General features: G+C 55.1%; 9 protein-coding genes. 6 read left to right on the plus strand and 3 right to left on the minus strand.

Annotated features, from left to right (window positions below; genetic code table 11):
• Window positions 1-88: 88 nt before the first annotated feature.
• The gene (locus ACRESJ_RS06865) at window positions 89-1105 is read right to left on the minus strand and encodes an AraC family transcriptional regulator (RefSeq protein ID WP_431757251.1); all 1017 of its coding nucleotides are present in this window, start codon (window positions 1103-1105) and stop codon (window positions 89-91) included.
• 272 nt (window positions 1106-1377) lie between these two features.
• Here ACRESJ_RS06865 and efeU point away from each other — a divergent pair, with 272 nt between their 5' ends.
• The 4 genes from efeU to efeO (ACRESJ_RS06885) all read left to right on the plus strand — a co-directional run bounded on the left by efeU (window position 1378) and on the right by efeO (ACRESJ_RS06885) (window position 5671).
• Entirely contained in the window at window positions 1378-2223 is an 846-nt protein-coding gene (gene efeU / locus ACRESJ_RS06870; protein WP_431757243.1) for an iron uptake transporter permease EfeU, read from the plus strand.
• A gap of 102 nt (window positions 2224-2325) precedes the next feature.
• On the plus strand, window positions 2326-3525 hold the full coding sequence (gene efeO, locus ACRESJ_RS06875; protein WP_431757244.1) for an iron uptake system protein EfeO: 1200 nt from the start codon (window positions 2326-2328) through the stop codon (window positions 3523-3525).
• Window positions 3526-3543: 18 nt separating this feature from the next.
• Window positions 3544-4827: an iron uptake transporter deferrochelatase/peroxidase subunit gene (gene efeB / locus ACRESJ_RS06880; protein ID WP_431757245.1), complete on the plus strand. Its 1284-nt coding sequence runs from the start codon at window positions 3544-3546 to the stop codon at window positions 4825-4827.
• Between the two features lie 19 nt (window positions 4828-4846).
• On the plus strand, window positions 4847-5671 hold the full coding sequence (gene efeO / locus ACRESJ_RS06885; protein WP_431757246.1) for an iron uptake system protein EfeO: 825 nt from the start codon (window positions 4847-4849) through the stop codon (window positions 5669-5671).
• Window positions 5672-5769: 98 nt separating this feature from the next.
• Here efeO (ACRESJ_RS06885) and ACRESJ_RS06890 read toward each other — a convergent pair whose 3' ends face one another.
• Window positions 5770-11130: a hypothetical protein gene (locus tag ACRESJ_RS06890; protein ID WP_431757247.1), complete on the minus strand. Its 5361-nt coding sequence runs from the start codon at window positions 11128-11130 to the stop codon at window positions 5770-5772.
• Between the two features lie 177 nt (window positions 11131-11307).
• Window positions 11308-12651, minus strand: coding sequence for a CDP-diacylglycerol--serine O-phosphatidyltransferase (pssA, locus tag ACRESJ_RS06895; RefSeq protein ID WP_431757248.1), 1344 nt, complete (start codon window positions 12649-12651; stop codon window positions 11308-11310).
• A 242-nt stretch (window positions 12652-12893) separates the two neighbouring features.
• On the opposite strand from pssA, the gene ACRESJ_RS06900 reads away from it, so the two are divergent.
• Both ACRESJ_RS06900 and ACRESJ_RS06905 read left to right on the plus strand, forming a co-directional pair.
• A complete protein-coding gene (locus ACRESJ_RS06900; protein WP_431757249.1) occupies window positions 12894-13457 on the plus strand; it encodes a TetR/AcrR family transcriptional regulator in 564 nt (187 codons plus the stop codon).
• A 57-nt stretch (window positions 13458-13514) separates the two neighbouring features.
• Window positions 13515-13985 (plus strand): DUF1348 family protein (locus ACRESJ_RS06905; protein ID WP_431757250.1); only part of this gene is annotated, 471 nt, incomplete at its 3' end.

Genomic DNA, 13985 nt, shown 5'->3' on the forward strand with positions numbered 1-13985 from the left:
GGCAAGCCTCGCTCCTACGGGTTGACCGTGCCCTGTAGGAGCGAGGCTTGCCCGCGAAGACGTCATTAGCCCCAACACAGAACCCGGATCAGTTGGCCTCGTTGAGAATCAAACTCCGATAATGCCCCGGATTGGACCCCGACCACTTGCGAAACGCCTTATAGAACGAACTTACATCGGCAAAGCCCAGCCGCGTGGCAATGTCGGCAAAGCTGATGCTGGGCTCCGCCAGCCAGACAATGGCCAACTCCTTGCGCACGCTGTCCTTGATCCCTTGATACGTCTGCCCTTCCTCGGCCAGCCGACGGCGAAGGGTCGAAGCCGACATGCACAGGCGTTGCGCCAGTGCTTCGGTTTCCGGCCAATGCGCGGCAGGCAGTTGTCGCAAGTCGTGCTTGATTCGGCTGGCCAGGCTCTGTGGATCGCGATATTTCACCAGAATATTGGCCGGTGCCTGTGCCAGGAACCGCCTGAGCTCTTCCGCGGTGCGCTTGATGGGCAGCTCCAGGCAATCGGCGGAGAAAATCATCCTCGTGCGCGGTCGGTCGAAACGCAGGTTCTCGGAAAACATCACCTGATAGTCGTCACAGAAATCGGGCTGCGGGCAACGCAACTCAATGGCCAGAATCGGAATCCGCCGCCCAGCCAGCCAACAAGCTACGCCGTGCACGATCATCCAATAGGTGAAATAGGTGAAGGCGCGGCGCGGTGCGTAGTCGTCCTCCATTAGCACGATTTCCGCCAGGCTTTGCTGCTGGACCAGTTCGGCGGGCATGCATTCGAGGATCAAGGAAAGGAAACCCAGACCGTTGCTCAGGCCGGCCGCCACGTTCGGCTGGTTCATGGCTGCGCGACACAAGAACTCAAAACTGCCGGACTTGAGTTTGCGCGGGTCCATCCCGAAAAACTCATCGTCCCCACGTCGGGCCAGCAAGCGCCACAGTCGCGCATACGCCATGGCCGGGACGCGTGCGTCGTTGCTGTTCAACAGCAACGGGTCAATGCCGACCTTGTTCAACACCTCTTCGGTGGCGATACCTGGGGCGCAACTTTGCAACAGCGCTTCGCGGACCAGTTGAATGGAGATGGTGTCTTTTTCCGACATTGAGCGAGGCAAACCCTGTTCTTGTTTGAGTGGCGGCATATTAGCGCACGCAGATCCCTGTGGGAGCGAGCCTGCTCGCGATTGCGGTAGATGAATCAACATTGATGTCGGATGTGATTCCGTCATCGCGAGCAGGCTCGCTCCCACAGGGTATCGAGGTGATCTTCAGGGTTGTTCAGCTTAGGTTCAGGTAATTGTCAATCACTCCCATATGGGAATGAGTGTCATTATGTTACAACTTAGCACCCTATCTAAATCCGAGACGCTGCTGAATGCTCGTTCCTTTTCTGATCATGCTGCGAGAAGGCATCGAGGCCGCGTTGATCGTCGGCATCATTGCCAGCTACCTCAAACAGACCGGTCGCGGCCAGTGGATGCCTGCCGTGTGGATCGGTGTGTTTCTCGCCGCTGCCCTCGCCCTGCTGGTGGGCGGCGGCCTGGAACTGGTCAGCGCCGAATTCCCTCAGAAACAACAGGAACTGTTCGAAGGTGTCGTCGGCCTGGTGGCCGTGGGCATCTTGAGTTCCATGGTGTTCTGGATGCGCAAGGTGGCGCGTTCGATCAAGCATTCCCTGCATGCATCCCTCGATCAGGCGCTGACCGGCTCCCGGCATCAGGTGACTGCGTTGATCGCCATGGTCTTTTTCGCCGTGGCTCGCGAAGGCCTGGAGACCGTGTTCTTCCTGCTGGCCGTGTTCCAGCAGAGCGAGGGGCCGGGCGCACCCATTGGCGCCCTGCTCGGCCTGATCCTGGCAATCCTCGTTGGCGTCCTGATCTACACCGGAAGCATGCGTCTGAACCTTGGTGCGTTCTTCCGTTGGACAGGCCTGTTCATCCTCGTTGTTGCCGCCGGGATTCTCGCCAATTCCGTTCAGGCACTGCATGAAGCCGGCGTGTGGAATCACCTGCAAACCGTGCTCTTCGACATTAGCGCAACGTTGCCGATGGATGGCCCGTTGGGCGCGGTGCTAGCAGGCATGTTCGGTTATCAGGACGCGCCAACCGTCAGCACCCTCGGTGCCTATCTGATCTACCTGCTGGTGGCATTGGTGATGTTTTTCATCCCTGCCCCCACCCCCTGTAGGAGCGAGCTTGCTCGCGATGGTCGTCAACGATAACGCTTGAAACCTGGTACCCCGCGGTGTCTGTGCGTTTTTTGCGAGCGAGCTCGCTCCTACGGGGTGAGCAATATTTTCCGTTTTCAATCAGTAAGGGCTCCCATGCCAAATCAACTCCCTCCCCAGGCATCGCCTCCCCGCACCTTGCGCTGGGCAGTGGCCGGTTCGGTGATCGTGATGATCACCGCCGGCGGCCTGTTCTACTACGCCTCACAGATGGCCGCCGCCAAACGCCAGGCCAACCACGACGAAGTGTTGGTGACCATTCACCCCCACAGCTGCGAGCCCGACGCTTTGTCGGTCCCGGCCGGTCGCGCCAGTTTTCGCATCGTCAATCGCTCGGATCGGGCCGTTGAGTGGGAAATCCTCGACGGCGTACTGGTGATCGAAGAACGCGAGAACATCGCACCGGGACTTAGCCAGGTGATCAATGCCAACCTGTCGCCAGGCGACTACACGATCACCTGCGGTCTTTTGAGCAACCCGCGTGGCACCCTGCACGTGACGGCGACCGCCGCGTCGGATGCGGCGGCCAAGGCCCGGCCATCGATGGTGGCATTTGTCGGGCCGCTGTCGGAATTCCGTGTCTATCTGAGCAGTCAGGCTACGGCGTTGATCAAGGCCGTAACGGCCCTTGAGCAAGCCATCGAGACCGGTGACCTGAACCAGGCACAAGCCTTGTATCTGCCGGCCCGCGCGGCTTATCAACGCTTGGCTCCAGCCGCCCAACGCTTCGCCTCGCTGGACAACGCCATCAATGCACGCGCCGATTACTTCGAAAAACGCGAACAGGATCCGGCCTTCATCGGTTTCCACCGCCTTGAATACGCCTTGTTCCAACAACGCAATCTCGACGGCCTGACGCCATTCGCCCAGCGCCTGCTGGCAGACGTCACCACCCTCAAGCAACAGCTGCTGGCCCAGACGTTGCCACCGGAGCAGCTGGTGAGCATCGTTGTGCGCAACCTCAACACCCTGGGCGACGTACGCGCGAACAGCGGCGAGGAAGAGCGCTACAGCCACAGCAACCTCAATAGCTTTGCCGGCAACCTTGACGCCGCACGCAAGGTGGTCGAGTTGCTGCGTCCGATGCTGGTCAAATCCGCCGCCGAGCTGTTGCCGACAATCGACAATACCCTCACCTCCTTCGACGCCGAACTCAACGGTTTCAGAGTCAACGACGGTTACGCCAGCTACGACAGCGTCAGCGCCAAACAGCGCAAGCAGATCGCTGACAAGGCCAAGGCGCTGGCCGACGCACTCGATGCAATCGATCCCGCCCTTGGCCTTTCCGGCCTGTAAGCAGAAGAAACTTTTCAGATGAATGATTCAGAGCAATTCAATCTTCAAAGACGCCGGGTGTTGCTGGGCATGGGTGCCGCCGGTGTGGCACTGAGCTGCCCGGCCATGGCCGCGAACCCCGCGCAGGTCACCGAAGCGCCCAACAGTGACAAAACCGAAGACCGCCACGCGTTCCATGGTAAGCATCAAAGCGGCATCGTCACGCCGCGCCCTGCGTCCGGCATGCTGGTGTCCTTTGATGTGCTGGCCAGCAATCGCGAAGAGCTGGAACGGCTGTTTCGCACCCTCAATGAACGCATTGCGTTTTTGATGAAGGGCGGACCCGTCGCTCAAGTCGATCCCAAGTTACCACCGGTGGATTCAGGGATTCTCGGCCCGGTGGTCACTCCGGACAATCTGACCATCACCGTGTCCGTCGGCGCCTCTTTATTCGACGAACGTTTCGGCCTGGCAGACGCCAGGCCCAAGCGTCTGATTCAAATGGTCGGTTTCCCCAATGACGCTCTGGAAACCGACTGCTGCCATGGTGACCTGAGCTTGCAGTTTTGCGCCAACACCACCGACACCAATATTCACGCCCTGCGCGACATCGTAAAAAATCTCCCGGACCTGTTGCTGGTGCGCTGGAAACAGGAAGGCAGCGTACCGCCCCAGGCCCCGTCCAAACCAGGCGTACCGGCGCAGAGTGCGCGTAATTTCCTGGGTTTCCGCGACGGTTCGGCCAACCCCGATTCCAACGATGCCAAAACCATGAACCACATCGTCTGGGTCCAACCCGGCAGCGACGAGCCGGCCTGGGCCATTGGCGGCAGCTATCAAGCGGTGCGCATCATCCGCAACTTCGTCGAGCGCTGGGACCGCACGCCCTTGCAAGAGCAACAAAGCATTCTGGGGCGCATCAAAAGTACCGGTGCGCCCATCGGTGGCGCCAATGAAACACAAGTGCCGGATTACGCAAATGACCCCGAAGGCAAGCTGACCCGGCTTGACGCCCACATTCGCCTTGCCAACCCGCGCACTGCGGCGACCCAGGCCAACTTGATCCTGCGCCGGCCGTTCAACTACTCCAACGGCGTGAACAAGAACGGTCAACTCGACATGGGCTTGCTGTTCATTTGCTACCAGGCCGATCTGGAAAAAGGCTTCATCACCGTACAAACCCGACTCAACGGCGAACCGCTGGAGGAATACCTCAAGCCGGTCGGCGGCGGGTACTTCTTCACCCTCCCCGGTGTGACCGGCGACCAGGATTTCATCGGTCGCTCGCTGCTAAACGCCACACAAACAAAAACCACTGCCTGACCCAAGACGGAGCCGTCCCATGAAAAAATCGCCACTCGCGTTAATGCTGACCCTCGGTTTGCTCAACACCCCGCTTTCGGCTTTTGCGGCAACGGCGCCGCTGGAGTTGGTACAGCCGATTTCGGATTACAAGATCTACGTCACCGAACAACTCGATGAACTGGCCAGCCACACCCGACAGTTCACTGACGCGGTGAAAAAAGGCGACCTGGCCACCGCGAAAAAACTCTACGCACCGACGAGGGTTTACTACGAATCGATCGAGCCGATCGCCGAGCTGTTCAGTGACCTCGATGCCGCCATCGACTCCCGGGTCGATGACCACGAAAAAGGCGTCAAAGCCGAAGACTTCACCGGCTTCCATCGCATCGAATACTCGTTATTTTCAGAAAACAGCACACATGGCCTGGGGGAATTGGCAGACGGTCTGGACAAGGACGTCAAAGACCTGCAGTCCCGTGTCGCGGGCTTGACCTTCCCGCCGGAAAAAGTCGTCGGCGGCGCTGCTGCGTTGCTCGAAGAAGTGGCGGCCACCAAGATTTCCGGTGAAGAAGATCGCTACAGCCACACCGACTTCTATGACTTCCAGGGCAATATCGACGGGGCAAAGAAAATCGTCGATCTGTTCCGTTCACAAATCGAGAAACAGGACGCGGCATTCATCGCCAAGGTCGACAAGAACTTCGCCACCGTAAATACGATTCTGGCGAAGTACAAAACCAGCGACGGCGGTTTCGCGACCTACGACAAAGTGAAGGAAATCGACCGCAAGGCATTGGTTGGGCCGGTCAACACATTGGCCGAAGATTTGTCTACGTTACGTGGCAAGTTGGGTTTGAACTGAATGCAAGACCCGCGCTGTACGACTGAAACTGGAATTCACTCATACAGCTCGGGCCTGAATGTGACGGGATCAGCGATCAAGCCACCCCTTCATTTTATTCAGCTACTGGCCGCTGGAAGTTCTACGAAACTTTCCAGTGGTGGTCCAATGGGGTTACCGCTTCCATCGAGCGCGTAAAACCTATCACTTTCCATCGTGGCATTGACTGTGGCGCCGTTGAATGTCCCCAAAACCCTGGCGATGTTTGTTTTACTAGGTAACTTTGCAGCAGCCCCTCCGGCGAATCCGCCAAAGAACCCCCTGAGTCGATCCACGCATGTTTGCAGCTTACCGATACCGGTTTCGGTTAAAACGAAAGCGCCACTGGTCAAAAATTTACCGAAGGTCGTCATGCTTCTACCGCTACTTACGAGCAGGTAAGGCAGCCCATCCAATGGATTAATCATCGAACCGATGGTTGTACCGGTGATTTTCAATGCTTCAAACGCCTTGGTGCTGAACGGGGCAACAGACTTCAATACGTTGGAAATTTTCCCTACCCCGCCAACCAGGGTATTCATTCCCGACATAAGATCCGCATAACAACCAAATGCACCGTTGATGATCCGAATGCGCTCCCCGGAGCTCAAGTCATCGATGCAGCCCACGAACGGGATAAGGTTCAACAGAAAATCTTTGACTTTCTCCCAATACTCACGATTTTCTTCCGAGCTGGTTTGTCCTTTGGCAGTTTTAAAAAGTACATCCCGATAACCCTGTAAGAAGTTTCCGTTCAAGATTTGCGCTACAACAGTCGCAGTCTTGCTTGAGAAATAACTATCGAACACATATGCCCTTTGCTCGGTCGATAGGGCCGTGGCGGGAATAGCATCTCCCAGCGTTTCGATGATCAACTTTTTTGATTTAGCGCCGGCTTTCGGCTCCGTACCAGCTGAATAGGCAGAAAAATCAAATGGCAGTTCCGTTCCGCGTTGTACGGCAACTTTGACTGGTGGACCTTTGCTGACTTTTACCTTCTCGCTTTTAATCACACCATTGAGTGGCAAGTCATCGGGTAGATCCGTGCGCTTTATCATCATCATGCGTCCCGGAAAAACTTCGTAATAGCTAACCTGGTCCTGATGTTCGCAGCGCAATAGCACGCCTTGACGCCCGCGAAATGCATCACGGATCTTTGGGGTTTCGTCCTCCTTGATTTTTCCTGTTTCCTCACGCAACGTGAATATCTGTATCTTTCCAAGCTCTATGTTTTGGCGCTCTTGCAGTGGCAGCGCTGCAATCATGGATTTGGTAGCGCAAGTAAAACTGTTCTCGACCGCGCTAAAGTGTTCGTCTACGGACGTTGTCAGCAAGTCATCTAAATCAGGTAAATTCCTTCTCTTCCAGTCAAAGTCTTTATCATTTATCAGGCCTGACATATACCATCCAGGACTTTTCAAGTCTCCATCGATGTAAGCATCTATGATTGGCTTTACAGTGGTGCCATAAAGAACGTGAGCATCTTTTATGGGAACTCTGATATCACGAGCAAAAACCTTGTTAAGTTCTCTAAGCGCAATCTCTTCTCTCGTCACTAAATCGCGCTTGAACCCTTCCAAAGCCTGAGACAGTTCCGATCGCTGGGTCATGAACTTACTCGCTGCAATCGTATAGTTACCAGAGGAATAGGAGCCATTCTCGCTCTGAGGAATATCCCCGTTCATGACGCCCCACGTCACCACAATATCTACGCTGAGCGTCTTGAACAGCATCTGCTGCTCAGGTGAAGTGGGTGTAAGAAGTGCAAGGTCAATCAACTCGCCTGAGTTCATGGCTCGTGAGCACCCCGGACTTTGAGACTCCGCAATTGCAACCCCCAGTCGCAAAGTCATCCAGCCAGCAGTGCCTACCTTGATGCCTTCACTTAGATCCTGCGCGAGAAATTCCGGCGCTGCATCGGCAAGAAACAAATGTGCAACCAAGGGTGCAACCTGAGCGCTGATGCCCTTTTGCTCGATCAAGTGCTGTTCGATGTCTGTGCGGATTTCCTTGACACTGCGGCCCAGGTTCTTCGGCTGATATACGCTGTATCCCGCGATATCTCCCGGCTTGCCAGAGGCGGTGGGGTCAACTGATAGCTTGATCGCTGTGAGCAACAATTTTTGACTGTGATCGGGATCAGGCGATTGTTGCGCACCATACCAATCCAGCGTTTGCATTAGCTGTTTCCCCCAAGCCCCGGATTTATCCTGTTCAAGGATTTCCCTCAGAATGCCATCTGCTTTGCTCCGTCTGAACTCGATGCTCGTATCGGGAAGCACATCCGTGCCCAATGCAGTCAGCATCGCGCTGGCACCTCCTAGAGCGTTCACCACTGACAACACTTTTTGCTTATCGGCGGGCGTTAGTTTTACGGGAAACTGTGAGTGATCCAGCAACTCGGAGCCATAGTTACCCAATGGCATAGGCGGCGGTAAAGACGTCTGCAACCATCGGATAATATTGCGCACTTCACCCGCCGTTGTCGGGGTGCCAAAGCCTCTGAAGTTGACGATCTGTTGCAGGTCTATAGATAGTGTTGAATACAGCGCATTCCCCGTCTCTTTCACCCGTTGCAGCAAATCGTTAAAGGGTGTCACCAGCGTGCTCTCGGAGGTGACCAAGTCCGTTATGTCGTACCACAGCCTGTCCAAATTCAGGACCTGAATTCTGTTTTCACTGATTCTCACGGGTCGATCAGCGCAATCGAAACCAACTTTTTTACACAGAGAAGTCATGTCCGGTAGCACTAGAAATTCATTCAGAGAACCCACTATCTGTGAGCACTTCTCATCCAGCGGTGAGTCGTTGGCAACTCTGCTGAAAATTCTGGACAATTCAACTTTCGCATCATCGGCCAAACCCTCCACACTTGCCGCAAGTTCAAAACTCAACTGTGCACGTGCTTTTTCCTCTTTGATCAACACCTTGGCTTCTTTGAGCATTTCGTCATTGTGCGTGCCGTCGTACGTTGGCCACCCCTCGGTTTTCAAACGTTGGGAAAATTTGACTGCATCCTCATCGAATGCCGGGGGAGCCTCCCCATAAAAACTAACAATCACATCGCTGTGAATGAGCAACGGGTTTTCTTTCATATAAAGTAGACCGAAACCGGCTGGATCAAGTACTTGCATGGCAATCAGGACCTGCGCGGATACCTGCCACCAGCCGGAATCGTCCCAGATTGAAAACCGTTCGACCTGTGTCTGGCCGTCACGGGTGACCATCCCGGTGATCGAGTCTGGCGTAATCTTCAATGTATTGAGGGCGAACCCCTTGGATTCAAACCATGCGAGCACCTTGGGGTCGTTCACGGCTTCTTGATACAGACTTGCCGCCTTATAGATCGAAGTGTCTGTAGAAACAGGTAATGGAACAAATCTGGCCGAGGTCAATTTCTCCACCACCTGCGCTTGCAGAGTTCTATCCGCATGCTGAGTGGCAGCTTCATCACTCATCGCTTCGATTACCAGCTCCGCAGGCTCTCTGACCTGGAAACGCTGGGAATTTGCGTCGACATCTTCCTCCTCAATGATTAAGTTCCCTTCTTCGTCTACTCCCAGTTGCGACATCCGCAAGCGGGAGACTCTCGAAGCAGACTCAACGACCAATTCTTCAATCGTTTTGTCCGGGTTCGACGGTGCCGGCGCTCGTATCAGGATTTCAACTTCCTTTACTAGCTTGGGATCATCAAGCGGGTTGGCTGAATCGGAGGCCTCAAGCAGCGCCCGGACGGACTGGACGACATCCGGCATGGGTCTCAGGACCGATCGCACTTCATCTTTGAATTCCCTGCGCAGCTCGGGATCCGACTCCTTTGGAAGGTAAACATGATGGTGCGTATGCGAATCGGGGTACCAGCGAACATAAAATTCATTCACAGCGGCGTGAATGGCAGCCAGCGCTACCGTTGCGGTAGCACGAGGGTGTTGTTGGGTGAGGTGGGCAGCCCCCGTCAGTGCAGCGGCTCCCATTGCTCCCAGGTTGTTGGCTGCCGAATGCAACCAGGCCGCAAGGCTCGCGCCCAGAGCGGCGATGTAACCTTCAGCCTCGGTATCCAAAGGCTCGGTCGGTGAAGTAGAGGAACTCTGTGGCCAGTGGTTAGCCTCATCTTGCTGCTTGTGTTTCCACAATGCTTCTATACGCCGGGAATATTGCTCGAGACATGTCGGGACCTCAAAAGCTTCGGCGGGCCGCCATCCAGTTATCGTTTTCGTGAATTCTGTAAAGAGCTCATCCGCCTGTTGCGCCATTTTCCAAGCACGATCCCAAGCGGGACGCTCTGATTCGGGGACGGACTCACGCTGGGGCGAGCGAACAAAGTTACGCCGAAATTCCTCGGACAGAATGGGTTGTGTGGGCTTATCCGGTAGCCCCAAGAATGTTTTTGGGACTGGTTTTTCCGGAAGCCCCGCAAAAATCTGCGGGACATTGAAACTTTTTAGTAGATAAACGGCCCGGCCCAAAAGTCCTCTTCGGTTGTTGTGGCGCTCTATAACGTTAGGTTCAGGGAAGTCTGATTTGCGTTCTATTTCCTCAAGAGTCGCCAGCAGCGGAAAATTATTCCCTTCGAGATGCCGTGCAGTCGGTTGAATGAATTCGAACTTCACCGATCTTTTGGGATACCTCTGAACTTCCACTTTCGGATTTATTTTATTATCAATGCACTTAATCAGGCTTTCAATTTCGGTTACGTACTCATTTGACTCCGTACTGTGTAATCGGAGCTTGGGTATCACATCCAGGCAAGTGCTCAGGAGACTTTTCGCCGCAGTGGCCGATGGCCTGTGAAAATAAATGTCCTCAATGTTCCCCCACGGCATTTTGGGGGCTGCCTCCTCCACACCTTCAATCATCCCTTCGGGACTTTGCTTGAGAAGTTCGCAAAGGCGCTGCCACTGCCCTTTGGTCAACAACTCACGTACGGACACCTTCCGGGCTATCTCCATAAGCGACGATGTCAACTGCTCCTGCATGAAACCTGCAACGCTTAGCTCCTCACCGGATTGAACAAAGTCAAAATGCTCACCGAAAGCCGATATCCAATCGCTTGGCGCAAGATCGCAGATAGCCCTGAGGATATAACGCAACTGCTGCGGCCTCAGATCGTCTTTGGGGCAGGTCGAGCGAACCAGCGCTTCGAAAATAAGGGGTTTGAAGGTTATTCCCGTTTTCGTTTGCAATATGCCGCTCTTCAGTACGTCAATAAACTCGTGTTCCGACAGGATTTGAGTGGCTAGAGACTCCTTTAATGCAGCCCAGGCTTCACTGAAAGTGGCCTGATCTTCAATTCGATCTCCCAAACGTTTCTCTTTATTGAGATACAACGGCATATCGCCATTGATACGCGCTGCGATCGAGGCAGTGTTGTTGTGGGAATTGGCCACATGGGGATAAAAAGGTTGCGAACCCTGCTTGCTGGCTGACAGCTTCCCGGCCAATCGGATTGCGGATGAGGATGTAGTGGGGGAATTAGATGATGCAGCGCAACGAGTGGTGTTTGTACAGCCAGATGAGAGAGCCAATTAATAAGAACCTTGTGGACGGGTGCAGACTCAGCCTATTAGCCGCACCCGTCAGGAACTATAAAAAACCGCTCTGTTACTGGCTCTCCATCACTACAGAATGCGATACAGCAAACGCTCAATGCGCACACGGCTGACGCGCTTGAGGAACTTGGCCACGCCCGCCGGATAGTCCGGCAGGGTTTGCAGGTCCTGATAACGCTCGATACGCCGGGTGTGCTGGAAAATCTCTACCAGTTCGTTGCGTCGTGGCTCGAGCAGTTCACCTTTGGGATCATCGATCAGCAAGGCGTTTTCCAGGTCCAGGCGAAACGCTCGCGGGTTGAGATTATTGCCGGTCAGCAAGGTGTAGCGCTGGTCGATCCACATGCCTTTGAGGTGATAGGTGTGGTCGCCATCTTTCCAAAGGTGCAGGTTCAACTGGCCGCTGTCGATGTTGCGTTGATGGCGCTTGGCGAACCGGCGCAGGCTGATTTCATAGAGGTATGGCAGGGCCGAGATCACCTTGAACGGTTCGCTGGGCGGGATGTAGAAGTCGTTGGCCGTTTTATCGCCAACCACAATGTCGATCTTCACGCCACGCGCCAACGCCCGGTTGATTTCCCGGGTCACGGCCAGTGGCAGATTGAAATAAGGCGTACAGATGGTCAGTTGTTGCCGGGTACTGCCGATCAGCTCGCCAATCACCCGGCTCAGCGGGTTGTTCTTGCCCACACCTAACAACGGACACACGGACAGACCGCTCTTGTCGGTGGAGCCTTGGGTGGTGTCGTAGGCGGCGTGTTTGAGGCGGCTGCGCAAATCGCCGATATCGTTGCGCAGGCTGCGAGTGGTCGGCAGATTTGGCAGATCGAGGCGATGCACCGCTTTGGAAGCCACCAGCCCATGCTGAACCAGGTGGTGCATGGAATCTGCCAGCTCACGGTTGTTCAGCAGGTGATAACGGTCGTAGCGATACTTGTCGAACTTGTGCAGATAGACGTTGTTCAGGCTCGCACCGCTGTAGATCACGCAGTCATCGATGATGAAGCCCTTCAAGTGCAGTACGCCAAACAACTCGCGGGTTTGCACCGGTACGCCGTAAATGGGTACCTCGCTGGCGCGAGTGCGGGTCATTTCCTGATACCACGCCGAGTTACCCGGTTGCTTGCCGGCACCGATCAGCCCGCGCTGGGCACGCAGCCAGTCAACGACCACGACCACCTCCAGTTGCGGACGCGCCAGTTTGGCCGAGTGCAAGGCATCGAGAATTTCCTGACCGGCCTCATCCTGTTGCAGGTACAGCGCAACGATATAGATGCGTTGGGTGGCGCTGGCGATTTTCTCCAGCAGGCAACGACGGAACTCGGCAGGGCCGCAAAGGATGGTGACGGCATCGGCGGTCAGCGGAAAACTGCGCAGTTTAGGCAGCAGGGAGCGTTTGAAAAGCGACGGCATAGGGCTCGCAATGGGTCGAATCCGAAGAGTTTGAGAGCTTACACCATGGATCGGCTGGGGTCTTCCCGGTGTCTTTGGTTGTGAACGCATTCTCAATGTAGGAGCTGCAGCAGGCTGCGATCTTTTAATGTTTTTATAAGCAGGATCAAAAGATCGCAGCCTGCGACAGCTCCAGGGGACCGATTATCCAGCGAAGAAAAATTTGGTTGACCAAGGAGAACGATCGTTCTACTGTTAGCCACATGAACGAAATCACCAGCAACGACACACGCGACATCATTCTGGATGTCACCGAAAAGTTGATCTACAAAATTGGCATCGCAGCCACTGGCATGGATCTTCTGGTGAAAACCGCCGGTGTTTCCAGAAAAAGTATCTACCGCTACTTCGCCAACAAGGAGCAGCTGACGGTTGCAGCCTTGCAGCGACGCGACCAGCGCTGGATGCATTGGTACAGAACTGAAGTCGGGCAGGCCGAAACGCCGGCCGATCGCCTTCTCAACCTGTTTACCGTGCTCAAGTCCTGGTTTGCGTCCGAAGGCTTTCGCGGCTGCGCTTTCATCAACACCAGCGGTGAGACCGGCGATCCGAAGGACCCGGTTCGCCTGGTCGCCAAAGACCATAAACAAAAGCTGCTCGACTACGTGTGCGAGCTGTGTACCGAATATGGTGCAGAGGATCCGCAGAGGCTGGCCAAACAGCTGCTGATCCTTATCGATGGTGCCATTACCGTGGCGCTTGTCATGGGTGATCACAGTGCAGCCGATAATGCGCAATGCATGGCGCGAAAGTTATTGGACCTGTAACAACTCAATCAAGCCCGACAACTTGTATTAACTTTAAATTGATACGGAGCCTTTGAAATGTCTAATACCGAAGTTCGTCCGCCATTGCCGCCATTCACCCGTGAATCGGCCATTGAAAAAATACGACTGGCCGAAGATGGCTGGAACTCCCGTGATCCGCAGCGTGTGTCGCTGGCCTATACCTTGGACACTAAGTGGCGAAACCGCTCCGAGTTCGCCAACAACCGCGAAGAGGCAAAGGCTTTCCTGACGCGCAAATGGGCCAAGGAACTGGACTATCGACTGATCAAGGAGTTGTGGGCATTTACCGACAACCGCATTGCCGTTCGGTACGCCTATGAGTGGCACGACGATTCGGGCAACTGGTACCGCTCCTACGGCAACGAAAACTGGGAGTTCAACGAAGACGGTCTGATGGCTCGACGCTTCGCCTGCATCAACGACCTGCCGATCAAGGAAAGCGAGCGCAAATATCATTGGCCGTTGGGGCGTCGGCCTGATGATCATCCGGGGTTGACGGATTTGGGC

The organism is Pseudomonas sp. (assembly GCF_050739655.1).
Lineage (GTDB): Bacteria > Pseudomonadota > Gammaproteobacteria > Pseudomonadales > Pseudomonadaceae > Aquipseudomonas.